General features: G+C 60.2%; 18 protein-coding genes. 10 read left to right on the top strand and 8 right to left on the bottom strand.

Annotated features, from left to right (window positions below; genetic code table 11):
* Positions 1-6 precede the first annotated feature (6 nt).
* A complete protein-coding gene (gene glgA, locus ACMXYJ_RS19115; protein ID WP_415756433.1) occupies positions 7-1,593 on the bottom strand; it encodes a glycogen synthase GlgA in 1,587 nt (528 codons plus the stop codon).
* A 563-nt stretch (positions 1,594-2,156) separates the two neighbouring features.
* Between glgA and ACMXYJ_RS19110 the strand changes: the two genes are divergently transcribed.
* Together ACMXYJ_RS19110 and nudC are read left to right on the top strand one after the other, a co-directional pair.
* Positions 2,157-2,969 (top strand): crotonase/enoyl-CoA hydratase family protein, encoded by an 813-nt coding sequence (locus ACMXYJ_RS19110; protein WP_415756432.1) that lies wholly within the window; start codon positions 2,157-2,159, stop codon positions 2,967-2,969.
* 6 nt (positions 2,970-2,975) lie between these two features.
* Positions 2,976-3,806, top strand: coding sequence for an NAD(+) diphosphatase (gene nudC / locus ACMXYJ_RS19105; protein ID WP_415756431.1), 831 nt, complete (start codon positions 2,976-2,978; stop codon positions 3,804-3,806).
* Here nudC and ACMXYJ_RS19100 read toward each other — a convergent pair.
* Positions 3,774-4,553 (bottom strand): TSUP family transporter, encoded by a 780-nt coding sequence (locus tag ACMXYJ_RS19100; protein ID WP_046046975.1) that lies wholly within the window; start codon positions 4,551-4,553, stop codon positions 3,774-3,776. The two genes, nudC and ACMXYJ_RS19100, sit on opposite strands and share 33 nt — an antisense overlap.
* 195 nt (positions 4,554-4,748) lie before the next feature.
* Positions 4,749-5,990 carry an acyl-CoA dehydrogenase family protein gene (locus tag ACMXYJ_RS19095; RefSeq protein WP_415756430.1) on the bottom strand — a complete coding sequence of 414 codons (1,242 nt, stop codon included), beginning with the start codon at positions 5,988-5,990 and terminating at the stop codon, positions 4,749-4,751.
* 355 nt (positions 5,991-6,345) lie between these two features.
* Here ACMXYJ_RS19095 and sfnG point away from each other — a divergent pair, with 355 nt between their 5' ends.
* Positions 6,346-7,440, top strand: coding sequence for a dimethylsulfone monooxygenase SfnG (gene sfnG, locus ACMXYJ_RS19090; protein WP_415756429.1), 1,095 nt, complete (start codon positions 6,346-6,348; stop codon positions 7,438-7,440).
* Between the two features lie 119 nt (positions 7,441-7,559).
* On the opposite strand, the gene ACMXYJ_RS19085 is transcribed toward sfnG, so the two are convergent.
* Positions 7,560-8,036 carry a DUF1348 family protein gene (locus ACMXYJ_RS19085; protein ID WP_008038345.1) on the bottom strand — a complete coding sequence of 159 codons (477 nt, stop codon included), beginning with the start codon at positions 8,034-8,036 and terminating at the stop codon, positions 7,560-7,562.
* A gap of 56 nt (positions 8,037-8,092) precedes the next feature.
* On the bottom strand, positions 8,093-8,656 hold the full coding sequence (locus ACMXYJ_RS19080) for a TetR/AcrR family transcriptional regulator (RefSeq protein ID WP_008152706.1): 564 nt from the start codon (positions 8,654-8,656) through the stop codon (positions 8,093-8,095).
* Positions 8,657-8,873: 217 nt separating this feature from the next.
* On the opposite strand from ACMXYJ_RS19080, the gene pssA reads away from it, so the two are divergent.
* The 7 genes from pssA (at position 8,874) to ACMXYJ_RS19045 (ending at position 17,341) form a co-directional block, all read left to right on the top strand.
* Positions 8,874-10,217, top strand: coding sequence for a CDP-diacylglycerol--serine O-phosphatidyltransferase (pssA, locus tag ACMXYJ_RS19075; RefSeq protein ID WP_415756428.1), 1,344 nt, complete (start codon positions 8,874-8,876; stop codon positions 10,215-10,217).
* A gap of 154 nt (positions 10,218-10,371) precedes the next feature.
* A complete protein-coding gene (locus tag ACMXYJ_RS19070) occupies positions 10,372-11,388 on the top strand; it encodes an AraC family transcriptional regulator (protein ID WP_415760762.1) in 1,017 nt (338 codons plus the stop codon).
* 249 nt (positions 11,389-11,637) lie between these two features.
* Positions 11,638-13,302: an AMP-binding protein gene (locus tag ACMXYJ_RS19065; RefSeq protein ID WP_149627947.1), complete on the top strand. Its 1,665-nt coding sequence runs from the start codon at positions 11,638-11,640 to the stop codon at positions 13,300-13,302.
* Positions 13,303-13,318: 16 nt separating this feature from the next.
* Positions 13,319-14,080: an SDR family NAD(P)-dependent oxidoreductase gene (locus ACMXYJ_RS19060; RefSeq protein ID WP_415756427.1), complete on the top strand. Its 762-nt coding sequence runs from the start codon at positions 13,319-13,321 to the stop codon at positions 14,078-14,080.
* Between the two features lie 12 nt (positions 14,081-14,092).
* Entirely contained in the window at positions 14,093-15,286 is a 1,194-nt protein-coding gene (locus tag ACMXYJ_RS19055; RefSeq protein WP_415756426.1) for an acetyl-CoA C-acyltransferase, read from the top strand.
* 140 nt (positions 15,287-15,426) lie between these two features.
* Positions 15,427-16,554, top strand: coding sequence for an acyl-CoA dehydrogenase (locus ACMXYJ_RS19050; RefSeq protein ID WP_046046988.1), 1,128 nt, complete (start codon positions 15,427-15,429; stop codon positions 16,552-16,554).
* Between the two features lie 13 nt (positions 16,555-16,567).
* Complete coding sequence (locus tag ACMXYJ_RS19045; protein ID WP_076031060.1) at positions 16,568-17,341, top strand: enoyl-CoA hydratase; 774 nt, start codon at positions 16,568-16,570, stop codon at positions 17,339-17,341.
* Between the two features lie 218 nt (positions 17,342-17,559).
* Here ACMXYJ_RS19045 and ACMXYJ_RS19040 read toward each other — a convergent pair whose 3' ends face one another.
* From ACMXYJ_RS19040 to ACMXYJ_RS19030, 3 genes are read right to left on the bottom strand one after another with little or no spacing between them, the layout of a single operon-like run.
* Positions 17,560-18,711 carry an acyl-CoA dehydrogenase family protein gene (locus tag ACMXYJ_RS19040; RefSeq protein WP_059402381.1) on the bottom strand — a complete coding sequence of 384 codons (1,152 nt, stop codon included), beginning with the start codon at positions 18,709-18,711 and terminating at the stop codon, positions 17,560-17,562.
* Positions 18,712-18,714: 3 nt separating this feature from the next.
* Positions 18,715-19,821, bottom strand: coding sequence for an enoyl-CoA hydratase/isomerase family protein (locus ACMXYJ_RS19035; protein WP_415756425.1), 1,107 nt, complete (start codon positions 19,819-19,821; stop codon positions 18,715-18,717).
* Positions 19,822-19,837: 16 nt separating this feature from the next.
* On the bottom strand, positions 19,838-20,179 hold the full coding sequence (locus ACMXYJ_RS19030; protein WP_415756424.1) for a hypothetical protein: 342 nt from the start codon (positions 20,177-20,179) through the stop codon (positions 19,838-19,840).
* Positions 20,180-20,220: the final 41 nt, after the last annotated feature.

Genomic DNA, 20,220 nt, shown 5'->3' with positions numbered 1-20,220 from the left:
AACCTCTTAATGTTTGCCCGATTTACCCAGCGCTTTGGTCACCAGTTTTTCGTAGAGTTCGGCGTACGGTTCGACCGCCTTGCACCAGTTGAAAGGCGCGGCCATGGCCCTGCAGCGCATGGCATTGAGCAGGTCGGGGAAGGCAAAAACCTTGAACGCCCGGCTCAGGGCTTCCTCGTAACTTTCGGCCGTGGATTCGTCGAACAGGAAACCGGTCACGCCGTTTTCAATGGTGTCGGCCAAACCCCCGGTGTTGCGTGCCACCGGCAACGAACCGAAGCGCTGGGCGTACATCTGGCTCAGCCCGCAAGGCTCATAACGCGAAGGCATCAGCAGGAAATCACTGCCGGCGAACATGCGACGGGCGTCGGTCTCGTTGAAACCGATGCGCACGCCGATCTGGCCTGGAAAACGCAGGGCCAGCTCGCGCATGGCTTGTTCTTCTTCCGGCTCGCCACGACCGATGATCGCGATCTGCCCGCCAGATTTAACGATGTACTCGGAGACGGCTTCGGTCAGGTCCAGGCCTTTCTGATAGACCAGTCGCGAAACCACGGCGAACAGCGGACCTTCGGAGTCTTCCAGACCGAACAGGTCACGCACGTGGGCCGCGTTGACCGCTTTGCCTTCCCAGTCGCCAATTTTGAAGGGGCAGAACAGGTGCGGGTCGGTGGCCGCGTCCCAGCTTTCATCGATGCCATTGGGAATACCACTGAGCAGACCTTGCTGGGTCTTGGCGGCAAGAAAACCGTCGAGACCGCAGCCGAAGGCCGGGGTGGTGATTTCCTGGGCATAGGTGGCGCTGACGGTGGTGATGTGGCTCGAATAAGCCATGCCGGCCTTGAGGAACGACATCTTGCCGTAGAACTCCATGCCTTCCTGTTGCAAGGCATGCATGGGAATACCCAGTTCCGGGCAGGAGCCAAGACTGGTCACGCCCTGATAGGCGAGGTTATGAATGGTGAACAGCGTCGGGGTGCGCTGTCCACGCCAGTGCATGTAAGCAGGCGCCAGACCGGCAGGCCAGTCATGGGCGTGCACCAGGTCCGGGCACCAGTGGATTTGTGCAAGATTGGCGGCGATATCGGCGGCTGCCAGGCCCAGACGGGCGAAACGGATGTGGTTGTCCGGCCAGTCGCGGCCGTTGTTGGCACCGTAAGGCGAACCCTCGCGCTCGTAGAGCTCGGGGCAGATCAACACGTAAATGACCAGGCCATCGGGCATGTCCATGCGCCCGATCTTGCAGGGGGGCAACGCGGCGTGACCACCGAGCTCACCAATGATATGAATCGGGTTCTCGCTGTGCAGCACTTGCGGGTAACCCGGGATCAACACGCGCACATCGTGCAAGTGAGCCATGGCTCGCGGCAGCGCTGCGGAAACGTCGCCCAGACCACCGGTTTTCACCAGATCGGCAATCTCCGAGGTGACGAACAGCACTTTCTTCTTGTTGGGATTCTGACTGGCCACCGGTGCCAGCGTCTTGGTGCCGGGGACGCTGATCGATTGGTGACTGGGGGCGCTCACGGCGCTCGTTTCGCCGACCTGCTGATGAGCACGTTCTCCCTGAATATCTAAAGCCGCACTGATCATATGAATCTCCCGTGTTGTTGATCTAATTCTTAGGTCTGGCACAAACGGTGTTTCGTGGCCAATTCCTGTGGCCGGGCGCAAACGCGCTACGCATCGGTGAGCAAGCGCTGCCAATACGATGAAGCAGAATGGCTGTAGAGATCGTTGCAAGGATTGCACCAGTCGCAACGCACCTCCTTTTAAGCTGACCCGTCACGACCGGCAAAAGTTTCGACTTTCTTTCCGCTTTGTGACCGACCGGTTTCGCCCCGCGGATCTGAGTCTAGGCCAGAACTTAGAGCGGGCGAGGCCAGATGGCAAAATTGTTCGACAATCGGTTCAAAGAGGTACGGACGTACCGCTTGGAGGGAGAAACGCACCGACGAAGGGCATGTTTTTTTACCTTTTCGCCTCAAAAAAAAAGTCGAGATGTCACATGAATGTGCGAAGCGCGGCACTTCTCGCGCACTGTTATGGTGCGCGGTGGTCAGTCCCGTCTTTGGCCGAACCGCTGCCTTACGGTCCACCTTGATGCCTTGTTATAGTCCGGGCCTCATTTTCTGCCCGGTAAAAGGATCACTGCCATGTCTCAGTACACTGCGTTCACCGTCGAACTGGCCGATAAAATTGCCCATGTGCAGATCAACCGGCCGGAAAAGATCAATGCGATGAACGCCGCGTTCTGGAGCGAGATCATCGAGATTTTCCAATGGGTCGACGACACCGACGAAGTCCGGGTGGTGGTGCTGAGCGGTGCGGGCAAGCATTTTTCTTCTGGCATCGACTTGATGATGCTGGCCGGCGTGGCCAATGAACTGGGCAAGGACGTTGGGCGCAACGCGCGCTTGCTGCGCCGCAAGATCCTCGCCCTGCAAGCGTCTTTCAATGCGGTCGACAATTGCCGCAAGCCGGTGCTGGCGGCAATTCAGGGTTATTGCCTGGGTGGCGCCATCGACCTGATTGCGGCCTGCGACATGCGTTACGCCGCCGAAGATGCGCAGTTCTCGATCAAGGAAATCGACATCGGCATGGCGGCTGATGTCGGCACCTTGCAACGCTTGCCGCGGATCATCGGTGACGGCATGCTGCGTGAACTGGCTTACACTGGTCGCGCGTTCGGTGCCGAAGAAGCGCGGGGCATGGGCCTGGTCAATCGCGTTTACAGCGACACCGCCAGCCTGCTCGACGGTGTCATGGGCATTGCCCGTGAGATCGCGAGCAAGTCGCCGATTGCGATCACCGGCACCAAAGAGATGATCAGCTACATGCGCGACCATCGCATCGACGACGGCCTCGAATACGTCGCCACCTGGAACGCCGCCATGCTGCAATCCACCGATCTGCGCGTGGCCATGGCTGCCCATATGAGCAAACAGAAACCCGAATTTCTGGACTGATTAAACATGACTTCACGCTGGACCACTGCAGTACTGGACACCGACCAACCCGGCGGCTGGGCGGTTGCGCGCAGCCCCGAAGGCTTTCTGTTCGATGACAATGGCGCGCTGTTCCCCCGCGAATGGCTCAAGCGCCAGGACCTGTCGATCCTTGCCGAACATGGCATCGGTCACCTGGACGGCGAACCGGTCTATTTATTGGAGCTGCGCAGTCACAGCGAAGTGCCGGGCTGCAACTGGAAAGGCCTGCGGGCGTTCATGCTTGAAGGCGACCATACGGTTTACAAGGTGCTCGGCTATGCCGCGCAAATCGGCACCTGGGCCCGCGAACACCGCTTTTGCGGTAACTGCGGGCAGGCGATGACCCAGGTAACCCGGGAACGGGCGATGTATTGCGAGCCATGTGATTTACGCAGCTACCCGCGCATTTCGCCGAGCATGATCGTGCTGGTGACCCGGGGCGATGAGGTCCTGCTGGCGCGTTCGCCACGCTTTGTCACCGGGGTCTACAGCACGCTGGCGGGGTTTGCCGAACCGGGCGAGTCGGCCGAAGACTGCCTGATTCGCGAAGTCCGCGAAGAAGTGCAGATCGAGGTCAAGAACATCCAGTACATGGGCAGCCAGTGCTGGCCGTTCCCGCATTCGATGATGCTGGGTTTCCATGCCGAATACGCCGGCGGCGAGATCGTGTGTCAGGAAGACGAGATCGAAGACGCCCAGTGGTTCAACGTTCATGAGTTGCCGCCGTTGCCGGCGTCACGCTCGATTGCCCGTTACCTGATCGACGTCTATGTGGCGCGGCGCTTAGGCCACGCTGAACCAGTGTTGCCAGGCTAACCGCACGGTCAAGCCCAGTACCACGGTGATGAACACCGGGCGAATGAACTTCGCACCGCCGCTGATGGCGGTGCGAGCCCCAAAGAATGCCCCGACCATCACCGACAGGCCCATGCTCAGGCCGATGATCCAGTCCACCTGCCCGGAAAACACGAACACCGACAGTGCCGCAATGTTGCTGACGAAGTTCATGCTGCGCGCCACGCCGCTGGCCTTCACCAGGTCGATGGGGTACATCAGCATCGTGCTGACGGTCCAGAACGCGCCCGTGCCGGGACCGGCCACGCCGTCGTAGAAACCGAGGCCGAAGCCTTGGGTCGATTGCCACTTTTTCTTGATCGGTGCGTCGCTGTCCAGTGGCGCCTTTGGTGTGCCGCCAAACAACAGATAGACGCCGCAGCCGAAAACGATCACCGGGAGCATCTTGTTCAGCCATTCCGCCGGCAGGTAGTGAGCGACCACGGCACCGGTCAACGCGCCCACCAGCGTGCCGACAATGGCGTGCATCCACTGCCTTGGATGGAACAGCTTGCGTCGGTAGAAAGTGAAACTGGCGGTAGCCGAGCCGAACGTCGAACTGAGTTTGTTGGTGCCCAGCACCAGATGCGGCGGCAGGCCGGCGGTCAGCAGCGCCGGGGTGGTCAACAGACCACCACCGCCGGCAATGGCGTCGATGAAACCGGCAATGAAAGCGACGAGGGCCAGAATGGCCAGGGTGGTGAGGTCAACACTGAGTTCGAAAGGCATGGAATCGGCTTATTCGGCGGGGCGCAGGACAGGGCTGCGGGGAAGGGCCGATATCTTACCTATATCCAACTTCTGCGGCGACCGCTCTGGCGCAATGCATTGTAGGAGCTGCCGAAGGCTGCGATCTTTTGATTTTGGCTTTTAAGATCAAAAGATCGCAGCCTTCGGCAGCTCCTACAGGGATTGCGTGCAACCTTATATTTTGTGCTGTGGCCCATTCCCGATCTGCCACACAAACGGCGGCTCGGTCCCGTTGATCGCCCAATCCCCGACAATCCGTGCCTTGTAGATCACCGGATTGTGTGACGACACCGTCCGCGCATTGCGCCAGTGCCGGTCCAGCGATTTACCCACGCGAGTATCCGAAGCCCCCAGTGCATTGAACAGCTCTGTGGTCGCCCGCTGGATAAGCTCCGACACCACCACCTGAGCCTTGGCCGATTCGATTTCCGCTGCGACATTCGCCTCTTGTTCCAAGGCGTCATCACCCGAGAATCGCGCCAGATAAGCCCGCTGCGCCGGTTGTGCAGCCCTCAAGGCGCTGGCTTCGGCCGCATACACCAGTGCCGCGATTTCGCCGACCACTTGCTGCACTTGCGAATCCTGGCTGACGTGCTGCGCATTGCCATGGCTGTAGATGCGTTTGCGTTCACGCACCTGATGCGCCACATCGCGCAACGCCGCACGACCGATCCCGGCCAGGGTCGCCAGCAGCACCAGCTGATAAAACGCGGTCTGGTATTTGAAACGGGTGGCGAAGTCGATGATGTTCTCGGCCTCCACGTCGGCATCGATGAACCGTGAGGTGCCACTGCCGGTGGTGCGCTGACCGAAGCCGTCCCAGTCGTCGCTCTGCACGATGCCCGGCTGGCGAGTGCGGACCGCGGCAATCACGTCGCCGCCGGTGTCGCTGCGTTGCGCGTACACGTCGATCCAGTCGGAAAACAGGCTGCCGGTGCTGTAGAACTTCTCGCCGTTGAGCCTCCACTGATCGCCGTGAGGCGAGACTTTGGTGATGACATCGCCAATCGCCACGCTGCCGATTTCGGTCCAGGCATTGCCGGCGATGTCACCGTCGACGAAGCGTTTGAACCACAGATCCCGCGCTGGCCCGGGCGCCGAGTTCAAGCGATCCTCGGCAAAGGCGAAGTGCCCGCGCAAGGCCTGAGGCACATTGGAATCGGCTTCGGCCAATTCGATCAGCAGCTCAAACAGTTGTGGCAGGGAGGCGCCGCCACCGCCATATTCAACCGGAATCCGTACGGCGCCGAAACCGGCGTCCTTGAGCCATTGAATCGGCTCGTAAGGCAGGCTGCGGGTTTGTTCCCGCTCAACGGCACCGGCAGCGATGCGTTGGAAAATCGGCCGGAACCTTGCGGCCAGCGCTTCATAGTCGGTGCCAGTGGACAGCGGATTGATTACCTGGTGTTCGGTCATGGGACGGCTCCTTGGATCGGCAGTGGATGCCACTGGGGATTGCACGGTCCATGCCGAATTCAAAGGCCTGTCATTACGGGCTTGCGCGGGTTTGCCCCGACTGTAACTGTTGCAGCGCCAACAGTGCATCAGCAAATTGCCCCAGACGCACACGGGTCCCTGTGGGAGCGGGCTTGCTCGCGAAAGCGGTATGTCAGCTAACGAAGATGTTGAATGGCACACCGCTTTCGCGAGCAAGCCCGCTCCCACAAGGATCTCGCTCGGCTCATGACAGTCGCGCCACAAGCCATGTTTCAGCGCTGGCACGGTTGCTGCTCTTGCCTTAGGACTTCCCTAAAGTCCCGAGGACATGCCAATGAGTCAGCAAGCCGTCAAATTTGCCTACTGGGTACCGAACGTCAGCGGCGGGCTGGTGGTCAGCAAGATCGAGCAACGCACCCACTGGGGCATCGACTACAACCGCAAACTGGCGCAACTGGCCGAAGCGGCGGGGTTTGAATACGCCCTGACGCAGATCCGCTTCACCGCCGGTTACGGCGCCGAGTACCAGCACGAATCGGTCGCCTTCAGCCACGCGCTGCTAGCCGCCACCACCCACCTGAAAGTGATCGCCGCGATCCTGCCCGGTCCTTGGCAACCGGCGCTGGCGGCCAAGCAATTGGCAACCATCGACCAGCTGACTAATGGCCGGGTGGCGGTGAACATTGTCAGTGGCTGGTTCAAGGGTGAGTTCCAGGCGATTGGCGAACACTGGCTGGAACACGACGAGCGTTATCGCCGCTCCGAAGAATTCATTCGCTCGCTGAAGGGCATCTGGAGCCAGGACAACTTCACCTTTCGCGGTGATTTCTACCGCTTCGACAACTACAGCCTCAAACCCAAACCGTTGGGTCAGCCGGAAATCTTCCAGGGTGGCAGTTCCCGCGCGGCTCGGGACATGGCAGCACGGGTGTCGGACTGGTACTTCACCAACGGCAACACCCCGGAAGGCGTCAAGGCCCAGGTCGATGACATTCGCACCAAGGCGGCGGCGAACAATCATTCGGTGAAAGTCGGCGTGAACGCGTTTGTCATTGCCCGCGACACCGAAGAGGAAGCGCGAGCCGTGCTGGCGCAAATCATCGATCAGGCGGACCCCGAGGCGGTGAATGCGTTTGGCGATGCGGCGAAGCAGGCGGGCAGGGCGTCACCTGAGGGCGAGGGCAACTGGGCCAAGTCGACGTTCGAGGATCTGGTGCAGTACAACGACGGGTTCAAGACCAACCTGATCGGCACGCCGCAGCAGATTGCCGAGCGGATCGTCGCGCTGAAAGCGGTGGGTGTGGATTTGGTGTTGGCGGGGTTTCTGCACTTTCAGGAAGAAGTGGAGTATTTCGGCAAGCGGGTATTGCCGTTGGTGCGTGAGCTAGAAGCCAAGGCAGCGGCCAAGCAGCAAGCCGCGGTAGCCTGAACACCACAACTCCTGTGGGAGCGGGCTTGCTCGCGAAGACGGACTGACATTCACTATTGATGTCGACTGACACACCGCCTTCGCGAGCAAGCCCGCTCCCACATTGGATCTTGGTGAAGTTACAGGCCCAGGTCGGACAGACTTGGATGGTCGTCAGGACGACGGCCCAACGGCCAGTGGAACTTGCGGTCGCTTTCCTTGATCGGCATGTCGTTGATGCAGGCAAACCGATTGGCCATCAAACCGTTCTCGTCGAACTCCCAGTTTTCGTTGCCATAGGAGCGGAACCAGTTGCCCGAGTCGTCGTGCCATTCGTAGGCATAACGCACGGCGATGCGGTTACCGGTAAAGGCCCAAAGTTCTTTGATCAGGCGGTAATCCAGTTCCTTGGCCCATTTGCGCGTCAGGAAACCTTTGGCTTCTTCGCGGTTGTAGGCAAACTCGGCGCGGTTACGCCATTTGGTGTCCAGGGTGTAGGCCAGCGACACGCGTTCCGCGTCGCGGGAGTTCCAGCCGTCTTCGGCCAGGCGTACTTTTTCGATGGCCGATTCACGGGTGAATGGCGGCAATGGCGGACGAACTTCGGCATTAGACATTAATAGTCTCCCTATCAAAGTAAAGTTCTAGCAAGTTGTCGGGCTTGGTTTAAGTGTTACAGGTCCAATAACTTTCGCGCCATGCATTGCGCATTATCGGCGGCACTGTGATCACCCATGACAAGCGCCACGGTAATGGCACCGTCGATCAGGATCAGCAGCTGTTTGGCCAGCGTCTCCGGGTCTGTGGCGCCATGTTCGGTGCAGAGCTCGCGCACGTAGTCGAGCAGCTTCTGTTTATGGTCTTTGGCAACCAGGCGAACCGGGTCTTGCGGGTCGCCGGTTTCACCGCTGGTGTTGATGAATGCGCAGCCACGGAAGCCTTCGGAGGCGAACCAGGCCTTGAGCACGGTAAACAGGTTGAGCAGCCGGTCGGCCGGTGTTTCAGCCTGGTCGACTTCGCTTCTGTACCAATGCATCCAGCGCACATCACGGCGTTGCAGGGCCGCGACGGTGAGCTCCTCCTTGTTGGCGAAGTAGCGGTAAATACTTTTTCTGGAGACGCCGGCGGTTTTCACCAGAAGATCCATCCCGGTGGCAGCGATGCCACTTTTGTAGATCAACTTTTCGGTGACATCCAGAATGATGTCGCGTGTGTCGTTGCTGGTTATTTCGTTCATGTGGCGAACAGTAGAACGATCGTTCTCCTTGGTCAAGCGAATATTTTTGTCGTCTGAAAAATCGCCTTCGCGAGCAAGCCCGCTCCCACATTTGAAATGCATTCCCATGTGGGAGCGGGCTTGCTCGCGAAGGGGCCTTTACAGACACTAACAAGACCCAAGGCAATCCATGGTGTAAGCTCTCGGGTTCTTCGGATTCGACCTTTTTGCGAGCCCTATGCCGTCGCTTTTCAAACGCTCTCTGCTGCCCAAACTGCGCAGTTTTCCGCTGACCGCCGATGCCGTCACCATCCTCTCTGGCGCTGCCGAGTTTCGCCGTTGCCTGCTGGAAAAGATCGCCAGCGCCACCCAGCGCATTTATATCGTCGCGCTCTATCTGCAACAGGATGAAGCCGGCCAGGAAATTCTCGATGCCTTGCACGCGGCCAAACTGGCGCGTCCGGAACTGGACGTGGTGGTGGTCGTTGACTGGTTGCGCGCCCAGCGTGGTTTGATCGGCGCCGGCAAGCAGCCGGGCAACTCGGCCTGGTATCAGGAAACGACTCGGACTCATGCCAGTGAAGTGCCGGTGTATGGCGTTCCCGTGCAGACCCGAGAGCTGTTCGGCGTGCTGCATTTGAAAGGCTTCGTGATCGATGACTGTGTGATCTACAGCGGCGCGAGTCTGAACAACGTCTATCTGCACAAGTTCGATAAATACCGCTACGACCGTTATCACGTGCTGCAGAACAGCGCCCTGGCCGATTCAATGCAGCACCTGGTCCAGCACGGACTGATCGCCTCCAAAGCCGTGCATCGTCTCGATTTGCCGAACCTGCCGACCACCCGCAGCCTGCGCAACGACATCGGCGACCTGCGCAGCCGCCTCAAGCACGCGGCGTACGACACCACGACAGGCACCACGGAAAAGGGTGGTTTGTCGGTCAGCCCATTGCTCGGTGTCGGCAAGAACAACCCGTTGAGTCGAGTGATTTGCGAGTTGATCGCCAGCGCTCAGCATCAACTGACCATCTGCACGCCATACTTCAACCTGCCGCTGCCCGTGACCCGTGAAATCAACCGGGCACTGGCGCGTGGCGTGAAGATCGACATCATTGTCGGCGACAAGACGGCCAACGACTTCTACATCCCGCCGAGCGAACCGTTCAAGGTGATTTCGGCGCTGCCTTATCTTTACGAGATCAGCCTGCGGCGTTTCGCCAAGCGCCATCATCGCAGCGTCGACAGCGGCCAGCTGAACCTGCATCTGTGGCGTGACGGCGACAACACCTACCACCTCAAGGGCATGTGGATCGATCAGCGCTACACCTTGCTGACCGGCAACAACCTCAACCCGCGGGCATTCCGACTCGACCTGGAAAACGCCTTGCTGATTGATGATCCGAAAGGCGAACTGTTGGAGCCGCGTCGTAACGAATTGGCGGAGATTTTCGAGAACACCCGCCGGATCGAGCGTTATCAGGAACTGGAAACACTGCTGGAATACCCGGCGGGGGTGGCCAAGTTTCTCAAGCGCGTGAGTCGTGTGCGGATCGAGCGGTTGCTCTATCGGATTCTGTAAGGGTTAACACGGGCAAATGTGTTGCCTATTAAAACGCCATCGCGAGCAAGCTCGCTCCCACAGGGTTTCAAGCCGCCCCCCAAGGGATCTGCGTCGGGCCGACAGCTGCGCTAAGATGCCAGCACTCAAACAAGAACAGGGCTCGCCTCGGCCAATGTCGGAAAAAGACACCATCTCCATTCAACTGGTGCGTGAAGCGCTGTTGCAAAGTTGCGCCCCGGGCGTCGCCACCGAAGAGGTGTTGAACAAGGTCGGCATCGATCCGGCACTGCTCGAAAGCTGCGATGCACGTGTCCCGGCCACCGCTTATGCGCGTCTGTGGCGTTTGCTGGCCCGACGTGGAGACGATGAGTTTTTTGGCATGGACCCGCGCAAACTCAAATCCGGCAGTCTTGAGTTTCTCTGCCGCTGCTCCATGGTCCAGCCGAGCCTGGCCGCCGGCCTGACCTCGGGCTTGAGCTTTTTGTCGTTGATGCTCGAACACCTGCCTGCACAGCTGGTTCGTCAGCAAAGCCTGGCGGAAATCGTCTTGCTCGAAGATGACCAGGACCCACGCCGCGCCTTTACCTATTTCACTTACTGGATGATCGTTCACGGCGTCGCCTGCTGGCTGGCGGGGCGGCGGATTCCGATCCTGGCCATCGAGTTGCGCTGCCCGGCACCGGACTTCTGCAATGACTATCAGGTGATGTTCTCCGAGAACCTGCGTTTTGACCGGCCGCGCACGCGGATGATTTTCTCCGCCGAGAGCCTGGATTTGCCGATCAAGCGCAGCCCGGAGGAACTCAAGCGTTTCCTGGCTCATGCGCCGGCCAATATTTTGGTCAAATACCGCGACCCTGAGAGCCTGGCCAGCCGGATCAAGCATGATTTGCGGCAACTGCCCGCCGAACACTGGCCGGAAACCGAACCCCTGGCACAACAGCTGTGCATGTCGGCTTCCACCCTGCGTCGGCGTCTGGCTGAAGAGGGTCAGACTTACCAGGGGCTCAAGGACAGCGTGCGCAAGGAGTTGGCGATTGTCTGGCTGGCAGAACCCTCTATTAGCTTCGCCGAGATCGCCACGCGTTTGGGGTTTGCCGACGCCAGTTCGTTCTACAAGGCGTTTCGCAAGTGGTCGGGGTCAAATCCGGGGCACTACCGCAGCCTGATCCTTAACGAAGCTGACTGATCTGAAGCCTGTGGTGTCTGGGCTGACGCTATCGCGAGCAGGCTCGCTCCCACATTTGGAATGCGTTCCCCTGTGGGAGCGAGCCTGCTCGCGATGAGGCCCTTACAGGCGACACATCTCTCCAATCTTGGCCAAACCAGTCACGCAACTTGATAGCTTTGACCATTGTCCCGCGCCCCGCGCAGAGCGAGTATTTCCCTGTTAATCGAGGTTCCCCCAGCCTAATAAAAATACAAAGGGATTCTGGCAATGCGCGATTACTTGTCTGCTACATCACAGTTCAATTATCAGCACACCGTCGACGCCGCACTCGCGGGCGATTTGACTGCCCTCAATGCCTGTGTCGAGTGTTGCGACCGGCATGCCTTGCCGGGGCGCATCGCGCTGTTCTGGGAAGGCCGCGATGGCGCCAGCGCGACCTACACCTTCAGCGACTTGCAGGACAAAGCCGCGCGGTTCGCCAATTTCCTGCTGGCCCAAGGCGTGAAAAAAGGCGACAAGGTTGCCGGTCTCCTGCCACGTAACATTGAATTGCTGATCACCGTCTTCGCCACCTGGCGCATCGGCGCGGTCTACCAGCCGCTGTTCACGGCATTCGGCCCGAAAGCCATCGAACACCGCCTCAGCTCCTCTGGTGCCAAAGTAGTAGTCACCGACGCGGGCAATCGCTCCAAACTCTCTGAAGTCGCCGACTGCCCGACCATCGTCACCGTCGCCGGTCCCAAAGGCCAAGGCATCGTCCGCGGCGATTACAGCTTCTGGGCCGAGCTGGCCAATTATTCTCCTGAGTGCGAACCGGTCCTGCTGACGGGCGAAGACCCGTTCCTGCTGATGTTCACGTCGGGCACCACCGGTCCGTCGAAAGCGCTCTCCGTTCCGCTCAAGGCCATCGTCGCCTTCCAGAGCTACACCCGTGACGCCGTGGACTTGCGCCCCGAAGACGCCTTCTGGAACGTCGCCGATCCGGGCTGGGCCTATGGCATCTATTTCGGTGTCACAGGTCCCATGGCCATGGGGCATCCGATCACCTTTTACGATGGCCCGTTCACCCTCGAAAGCACCTGCCGGGTGATCAACAAATACGGGATCACCAACCTTACCGGTTCGCCGACGGCCTATCGCCTGTTGATCGCGGGTGGCGACGAGTTCGCCCGCTCGATCAAGGGCAAGCTGCGCATCGTCAGCAGTGCCGGCGAGCCGCTGAACCCGGAAGTGATTCGCTGGTTCGCCGACAACCTCGGCGTGGTCATTCACGACCATTATGGCCAGACCGAACTCGGCATGGTGCTGTGCAATCACCATGGCCTCGAGCATCCGATCCACATGGGCGCCGCCGGTTTCGCCTCGCCGGGCCACCGCATCGTGGTGCTGGATGACGAGTACAAAGAACTCGGCGTCGGTCAGCCGGGCATTCTGGCCATCGATCGTACCCAGTCGCCGATGTGCTGGTTCGCCGGTTACGAAGGCGCACCGACCAAGGCCTTCGTCGGCAACTATTACCTGAGCGGCGACACCGTCGAGTGGAACCCGGACGGCAGCATCAGCTTCGTCGGTCGCAGCGACGACGTGATCACCACTTCCGGCTACCGGGTCGGTCCGTTCGACGTGGAAAGCGCATTGATCGAACACCCTGCCGTGGTCGAAGCAGCCGTGGTCGGCAAGCCCGATCCGGAGCGCACTGAACTGGTCAAAGCCTTTGTCGTGCTCAGCGCGCAATACCGCGCTGCGCCGGAACTGGCCGAAGAACTGCGCCAACACGTGCGCAAACGACTGGCCGCGCACTCGTACCCCCGTGAAATCGAATTTGTCAGCGAGTTGCCGAAAACCCCTAGCGGCAAATTGCAGCGCTTTATCTTGCGCAACCAGGAAATCGCCAAGGCTCAAGAGGCCGCCGCGAAGAACGTTTCAGCTTGAATCCAAGGAAACAATGATGCAGATCGAAAACAAGGTTTTTCTCGTCACCGGCGGTGCATCCGGCCTCGGTGCGGCCACGGCTGAAATGCTGGTCGCGGCGGGCGCCAAAGTGATGCTGGTGGACATGAACGCCGAGGCCGTTGCGGCCCAGGCTGAACGTCTCGGCGCGCAAAGCGTGGTGGCGGATATCAGCAACGAAGCGGCGGCGGAAGCCGCTGTGCAGGCGACGGTCAAAGCCTTCGGCGGCCTGAATGGTCTGGTCAACTGCGCCGGCATCGTGCGCGGTGAGAAGATCCTCGGCAAGAACGGCCCGCACGTGTTGGCCAATTTCAGCCAGGTGATCAACGTTAACCTGATCGGCAGTTTCAACATGCTGCGCCTGGCCGCTGCGGCGATTGCCGAAACCGAAGCGAATGCCGATGGCGAGCGCGGTGTGATTATCAACACCGCCTCGGCTGCAGCCTATGATGGCCAGATCGGCCAGGCCGCGTATGCCGCCTCCAAAGGCGCGATCGTCAGCCTGACCTTGCCCGCCGCCCGTGAACTGGCGCGCTTCGGCATCCGCGTGATGACCATCGCCCCGGGCATTTTCGAAACCCCGATGATGGCCGGCATGACCCCGGAAGTCCGCGCCTCCCTGGCGGCTGGTGTGCCGTTTCCGCCGCGTCTTGGCAAACCAGGCGAGTATGCCGGGCTGGTCAGGCATATCATTGAAAACAGCATGCTCAATGGCGAGGTGATCCGTCTCGACGGCGCCTTGCGCATGGCCGCCAAATAAGGAGGATTTGTCATGACTATTTCCAACGATCCCATTGTTATCGTCAGCGCCGTCCGCACCCCGATGGGTGGTTTTCAGGGCGAATTGAAAAGCCTGAGCGCGCCGCAACTCGGTGCTGCGGCAATTCGCGCCGCGGTCGAACGCGCCGGTGTGGCTCCAGACTCGGTTGAAGAAGTGCTGTTCGGTTGCGTCCTGTCCGCCGGCCTCGGCCAGGCGCCAGCGCGCCAAGCCGCATTGGGCGCCGGGCTGGATAAATCGACCCGCTGCACCACCCTGAACAAAATGTGCGGTTCGGGCATGGAAGCGGCCATTCTGGCCCACGACATGCTGGTGGCCGGCAGCGCCGACGTGGTTGTCGCCGGCGGCATGGAAAGCATGTCCAACGCGCCGTACCTGCTGGATCGCGCCCGTAGCGGTTACCGCATGGGCCATGGTCGCGTACTCGATCACATGTTCCTCGACGGCCTGGAAGACGCCTACGACAAGGGCCGCTTGATGGGCACCTACGCCGAGGATTGCGCCGAAACCAACGGTTTCACCCGTGAAGCCCAGGATGCGTTTGCCATTGCCTCGACCACCCGCGCACAGCAGGCGATCAAGGACGGCAGCTTCAAAGACGAGATCGTGCCGCTCACCGTGACTGTCGGCAAAGAGCAGGTGCTGATCAGCAACGACGAACAGCCACCGAAAGCCAAACTGGACAAGATCGCTTCCTTGAAACCGGCGTTCCGCGACGGCGGCACGGTGACGGCGGCGAACTCCAGCTCCATTTCCGATGGTGCTGCGGCACTGGTGTTGATGCGCCGTTCCGAAGCTGAAAAGCGCGGCCTGAAACCGCTGGCCGTGATTCACGGCCACGCCGCGTTTGCCGACACCCCGGGCCTGTTCCCGGTGGCACCGGTGGGCGCGATCGAGAAACTGATGAAGAAAACCGGCTGGTCGCTGGACGAAGTCGATCTGGTCGAAGTCAACGAAGCCTTCGCCGTGGTCAGTCTGGTCACCATGACCAAACTGGAAATCCCCCACGAGAAGATCAACGTTCACGGCGGCGCTTGCGCCCTCGGCCACCCGATCGGTGCGTCTGGCGCGCGGATCCTCGTGACCTTGCTCTCGGCCTTGCGCCAGAAAGGCCTGAAACGCGGCGTTGCAGCGATCTGCATCGGCGGCGGCGAAGCCACGGCCATGGCCGTTGAATGCCTTTACTAGGTCAACCTCACCCCTGTGGGAGCCAGCCTGCTGGCGATGACGGTGTGTCATAAAAGTAGACATTGACTGACACGACGCCATCGCCAGCAGGCTGGCTCCCACAGAGTTCTGTGCCGTACCCCGGATTTAAAGGATTCACCATGATTCCCAATGACGAACAACTTCAGATCAGCGAAGCGGCCCGGCAGTTTGCCCAGGAACGGCTGAAACCGTTCGCCGCCGAGTGGGATCGTGAGCATCGCTTCCCCAAGGAAGCCATCGGCGAGATGGCGGAGCTGGGCTTCTTCGGCATGTTGGTGCCGGAAGAGTGGGGCGGTTGCGACACCGGTTACCTGGCCTACGCCATGGCCCTGGAAGAAATCGCGGCCGGCGACGGCGCCTGCTCGACCATCATGAGCGTGCACAACTCGGTGGGTTGCGTGCCGATCCTCAAGTACGGCAACGATGACCAGAAAGAGCGCTTCCTCAAACCGTTGGCCAGCGGCTCGATGCTCGGGGCTTTTGCCCTCACCGAACCGCAGGCCGGCTCCGACGCCAGCGGCCTGAAAACCCGTGCCCGTCTGGAAGGCGATCACTACGTGTTGAACGGCTGCAAGCAGTTCATCACCTCCGGGCAGAACGCCGGGGTGGTGATCGTGTTCGCCGTGACTGATCCGAGTGCCGGCAAGCGTGGCATCACGGCGCTGATCGTGCCCACCGATTCGCCGGGCTACAAAGTCGCGCGGGTCGAAGACAAGCTCGGCCAGCACGCGTCCGACACCTGCCAGATCCTGTTCGAAGACGTGAAGGTGCCAGTCGCCAACCGCTTGGGCGAGGAGGGCGAAGGTTATCGAATCGCCCTGGCTAACCTCGAAGGCGGCCGTGTCGGCATCGCTTCGCAATCGGTGGGTATGGCCCGCGCAGCGTTCGAAGCGGCCCGCGACTACGCCCGTGAGCGTGAAAGCTTCGGCAAACCGATCATCGAACATCAAGCGGTCGCGTTCCGCCTGGCGGACATGGCAACCCAGATCGCCGTCGCTCGGCAGATGGTGCATTACGCGGCGGCGCTGCGAGACAGCGGCAAACCGGCCTTGGTCGAAGCGTCCATGGCCAAGCTGTTTGCCTCGGAAATGGCCGAGAAAGTCTGTTCCTCGGCGTTGCAAACCCTCGGCGGTTACGGTTACTTGAACGATTTCCCGCTGGAGCGGATCTACCGCGACGTGCGGGTTTGCCAGATCTACGAAGGCACCAGCGATATTCAGCGCATGGTTATTTCGCGCAATCTTTAAAAGGAAGCTACTTGTGAACTACGAAACGATTTTGTTGGAAACCCATGGTCGCGTTGGCCTGATTACCCTGAACCGTCCGCAAGCGCTGAATGCGTTAAACGCGCAGATCGTCAGCGAGCTGAACCACGCCCTCGATGGCCTGGAAGCCGATTCGAACATCGGCTGCATCGTGCTCACCGGCTCGAAAAAGGCCTTTGCGGCCGGCGCCGACATCAAGGAAATGGCCGAGCTGACCTACCCGCAGATCTACCTCGACGACCTGTTCAGCGACAGCGATCGCGTGGCTAACCGCCGCAAGCCGATCATCGCCGCCGTCAACGGTTTCGCCTTGGGCGGTGGTTGTGAACTGGCGCTGATGTGCGACTTCATCCTGGCCGGCGACAATGCAAAGTTCGGTCAGCCGGAAATCAACCTCGGCGTACTGCCAGGCATGGGCGGCACCCAGCGCCTGACCCGCGCCGTGGGCAAGGCCAAGGCCATGGAAATGTGCCTCAGCGGTCGCTTGATCGATGCGGTGGAAGCGGAGCGTTGCGGGATTGTGGCGCGGATTGTTCCGGCTGATGAGTTGCTGGAAGAAGCGTTGAAAGTCGCGGCGCTGATTGCCAAGAAGTCGCTGCCGATTGCAATGATGATCAAGGAAAGCGTCAACCGCGCGTTTGAAGTGAGCCTGTCGGAAGGTGTGCGCTTTGAGCGTCGGGTGTTCCATGCGGCGTTTGCGACGCAGGATCAGAAGGAAGGGATGGCGGCGTTTATTGCCAAGCGTGAAGCCGAGTTCAAGGGTAAGTGATGGCAGTGGGGTAGATTCAAAATCCACCCCTCACCCCAGCCCTCTCCCCATGGGGGAGAGGGGGAAAGGGAGCCGATCTTCAAGCTATTCAAACTTGAGTTCGGCTCGGAATTGCAGGTCGAAGAATTTCTACAAAACAACTCGGTCAGTCCCCTCGCCCCTCTGGGGAGAGGGTTAGGGTGAGGGGTGGATCTACAGACCACCCCCAATTCCAGCCATCACACTAAGTAATGCTTCAACTCCCGAGCAATCACCATCCGCTGTATCTCGCTCGACCCTTCATAAATCTGCGTAATCCGCGCATCCCGGTAGTAACGCTCCACCGGGTAATCCTCCAGATACCCATACCCGCCGTGAATCTGCATCGCCGACGAACACACTTTCTCGGCCATCTCCGACGCAAACAATTTGGCCTGTGAAGCCTCCGACAGACACGGCTTGCCGGCACTGCGCAACCGCGCGGCATGCAAGATCAACAGTCGTGCCGCGTTCAACCGGGTGTGCATGTCGGCCAGCATGTTGGCGATGCTCTGGTGCTCGATGATCGGCTTGTCGAACTGCACCCGATCCCGCGAGTAGGCCAGTGCCGCTTCGAATGCCGCGCGGGCAATGCCCAGCGCCTGCGCGGCGATGCCGATGCGGCCGCCTTCAAGGTTCGACAGGGCAATCGCCAGTCCTTTGCCGCGCTCACCCAGCAGGTTGGCTTCAGGGATGGTGCAGTTGCTCAGGGTCACCGCGCAGGTATCGGACGCGCGAATACCCATTTTGTGTTCGGTGCGATCAACGATGAAACCCGCGGTATCGGTCGGCACCAGGAACGCCGAGATGCCGCGCTTGCCCAAGTCCGGATCGGTCACCGCGAACACAATGGCCAGTTTCGCCCGTTTGCCGTTGCTGACGAATTGCTTGGCGCCGTTGATCACCCACTGGCCGTCGCGCAGTTCGGCGCGGGTGCGCAGGTTGTGGGCTTCGGAACCGGCCTGGGGTTCGGTCAGGCAGAAGCAGCCGATGGCCTGACCGCTGGCGAGATCCGGCAGCCAGGTCTGTTTCTGTTCTTCAGTGCCGTAGTTGAGGACCGGACCGCATCCCACGGAGTTGTGAATGCTCATGAGTGCGCCAGTGGCGCCGTCGCCGGCCGAAATTTCTTCCACGGCCAAGGCGTAGGCGACGTAGTCGACATAGGTGCCGCCCCATTCCTCAGGCACCACCATGCCCAGCAGACCCAGTTCGCCCATCTTCGCCACCAGACCGTCATCGATCCAGCCGGCCTTTTCCCAGGCCTGGGCGTGGGGTGCGATTTCGCCGCGGGCAAAGTCCCGGGCCATGTCGCGGATCATGACTTGCTCTTCGCTCAATTCGATATCGTGCATGGCTCAGCTCCCGCTTTGGTCAAAACCCGTGAAGAAACTCGCGACGTGCTCGGCGTCCAGCGCCTGCAAGGTCGACGGGTTCCAGCGCGGTTTCTTGTCTTTGTCGATCAGCAAGGCGCGCACGCCTTCGATCAGGTCGCCGCGCTCGAACCACTGACGGTCCAGGTGCAGCTCAAGGGCGAAGCAGTCTTCCAGACTCAAGTGCCGACCACGACGGAGCATTTCCAGGGTCACGCCCATGGCCAGCGGTGAACGGCTTTCCAGCAGGTCGGCGGTGGTCGTGGCCCATTCGTGGCTGTCGGCGACCGTTACTTCACGCAGTTGCTCAACAATACTCGGCACATCGGGAAGGGCGAAGAAGTGATCGATGGCCGGGCGCAACGCCGCCAAAGGGGGGGCCGGCAGTTGTTGCACGGCGAGTTTCGCCAGCAGACCTTGAAGGTCCTTCAACGGCGTTTCGTGCCATTCGAGCTGATCGAGGTGCTCGTCCAGAGTGCCCAGCCTGTCGCTTTCCAGGTACCAGTCGGCCAGGCCGCAATAGAGCGCATCGGCCGCACGGATCTGCACGCCGCTGACGCCGAGATAAATACCCAGCTCACCGGGAACGCGCGGCAGGAAATGGCTGCCACCGACATCCGGGAAATAACCGATCGCCACTTCCGGCATCGCCAGACGGCTTTTCTCGGTGACCAACCGCAGGTCGGCACCTTGCACCAGGCCCATGCCGCCACCCAGGACAAAACCGTCCATCAAGGCGAGAACCGGTTTGCGGTAATGGTGAATCGCGAGGTCGAGGGCGTATTCCTCGACGAAGAAATCTTCGTGCAGCGTGTCGCCGTTTTTGAAGCTGTCGTACAGCGAGCGAATGTCTCCGCCGGCACAGAACGCCTTCTCGCCAGCACCGCGCAGTACCACCGCGTGTACGTGCGGATCCAGCGCCCAGGCGTCGAGCTGACGCTGCAGGTTGCGCACCATGTCCAAAGTAATGGCGTTAAGGCCGGCGGGGCGATTGAGGGTCAGGTGACCGATGTGGTTGCGAACCTCGGCCAGGACTTCGTTTTGCGTGGCACTCATGGACGAAGTCCCCTTCGATGAAACCTGAGCAGTCATCACTAACTCCCTGCTTTTATTGTTCTTTATAGAGAAGCTCGCGTGCGAGCGATGCAGGATCGTACCAGTGCAAATTTGTGATGTACAACCGGCATATGTGCAGGGTTAGTTTGCGTTTTTGCCTTAAAGCAAAGATCAAAAGATCGCAGCCTTCGGCAGCTCCTTGCAATCGATGTTCATCCGCAATATCGCGGTGAAACACGGCTCTGTAGGAGCTGCCGAAGGCTGCGATCTTTTGATCTTGGGTGACCAACGACAGAATCGGCTGTGAAAGCCCCTCGTTCAGCGCAGTTGAGCTGTCTGGACGGGGGCTTTCGACACCTGCACCGGCCTGGCAATTGGCATTCTGACGGTCCATTTCAAGCGCTTGCGACGATGCGCCTGAAGCGGACTGCACTC

The sequence above is a fragment of the Pseudomonas arabinosi genome (assembly GCF_047758675.1).
GTDB classification, from domain to species: domain Bacteria; phylum Pseudomonadota; class Gammaproteobacteria; order Pseudomonadales; family Pseudomonadaceae; genus Aquipseudomonas; species Aquipseudomonas arabinosi.
The sequence above is the reverse complement of the archived record's forward strand: the minus strand, read 5'-3'. Positions and strand labels throughout refer to the sequence as shown.

What these genes read in the sequence shown, in the direction of transcription:
- glgA (WP_415756433.1), bottom strand. Translation starts at nt 1,593, where the DNA reads ATGATCAGTGCGGCTTTAGATATTCAGGGAGAACGTGCTCATCAGCAG.
- ACMXYJ_RS19030 (WP_415756424.1), bottom strand. Translation starts at nt 20,179, where the DNA reads ATGGACCGTCAGAATGCCAATTGCCAGGCCGGTGCAGGTGTCGAAAGC.
- ACMXYJ_RS19055 (WP_415756426.1), top strand. Translation starts at nt 14,093, where the DNA reads ATGACTATTTCCAACGATCCCATTGTTATCGTCAGCGCCGTCCGCACC.
- pssA (WP_415756428.1), top strand. Translation starts at nt 8,874, where the DNA reads ATGCCGTCGCTTTTCAAACGCTCTCTGCTGCCCAAACTGCGCAGTTTT.
- ACMXYJ_RS19080 (WP_008152706.1), bottom strand. Translation starts at nt 8,656, where the DNA reads ATGAACGAAATAACCAGCAACGACACACGCGACATCATTCTGGATGTC.
- ACMXYJ_RS19050 (WP_046046988.1), top strand. Translation starts at nt 15,427, where the DNA reads ATGATTCCCAATGACGAACAACTTCAGATCAGCGAAGCGGCCCGGCAG.
- ACMXYJ_RS19100 (WP_046046975.1), bottom strand. Translation starts at nt 4,553, where the DNA reads ATGCCTTTCGAACTCAGTGTTGACCTCACCACCCTGGCCATTCTGGCC.
- nudC (WP_415756431.1), top strand. Translation starts at nt 2,976, where the DNA reads ATGACTTCACGCTGGACCACTGCAGTACTGGACACCGACCAACCCGGC.
- ACMXYJ_RS19070 (WP_415760762.1), top strand. Translation starts at nt 10,372, where the DNA reads ATGTCGGAAAAAGACACCATCTCCATTCAACTGGTGCGTGAAGCGCTG.
- ACMXYJ_RS19095 (WP_415756430.1), bottom strand. Translation starts at nt 5,990, where the DNA reads ATGACCGAACACCAGGTAATCAATCCGCTGTCCACTGGCACCGACTAT.
- ACMXYJ_RS19085 (WP_008038345.1), bottom strand. Translation starts at nt 8,036, where the DNA reads ATGTCTAATGCCGAAGTTCGTCCGCCATTGCCGCCATTCACCCGTGAA.
- ACMXYJ_RS19065 (WP_149627947.1), top strand. Translation starts at nt 11,638, where the DNA reads ATGCGCGATTACTTGTCTGCTACATCACAGTTCAATTATCAGCACACC.
- sfnG (WP_415756429.1), top strand. Translation starts at nt 6,346, where the DNA reads ATGAGTCAGCAAGCCGTCAAATTTGCCTACTGGGTACCGAACGTCAGC.
- ACMXYJ_RS19040 (WP_059402381.1), bottom strand. Translation starts at nt 18,711, where the DNA reads ATGCACGATATCGAATTGAGCGAAGAGCAAGTCATGATCCGCGACATG.
- ACMXYJ_RS19110 (WP_415756432.1), top strand. Translation starts at nt 2,157, where the DNA reads ATGTCTCAGTACACTGCGTTCACCGTCGAACTGGCCGATAAAATTGCC.
- ACMXYJ_RS19060 (WP_415756427.1), top strand. Translation starts at nt 13,319, where the DNA reads ATGCAGATCGAAAACAAGGTTTTTCTCGTCACCGGCGGTGCATCCGGC.
- ACMXYJ_RS19035 (WP_415756425.1), bottom strand. Translation starts at nt 19,821, where the DNA reads ATGACTGCTCAGGTTTCATCGAAGGGGACTTCGTCCATGAGTGCCACG.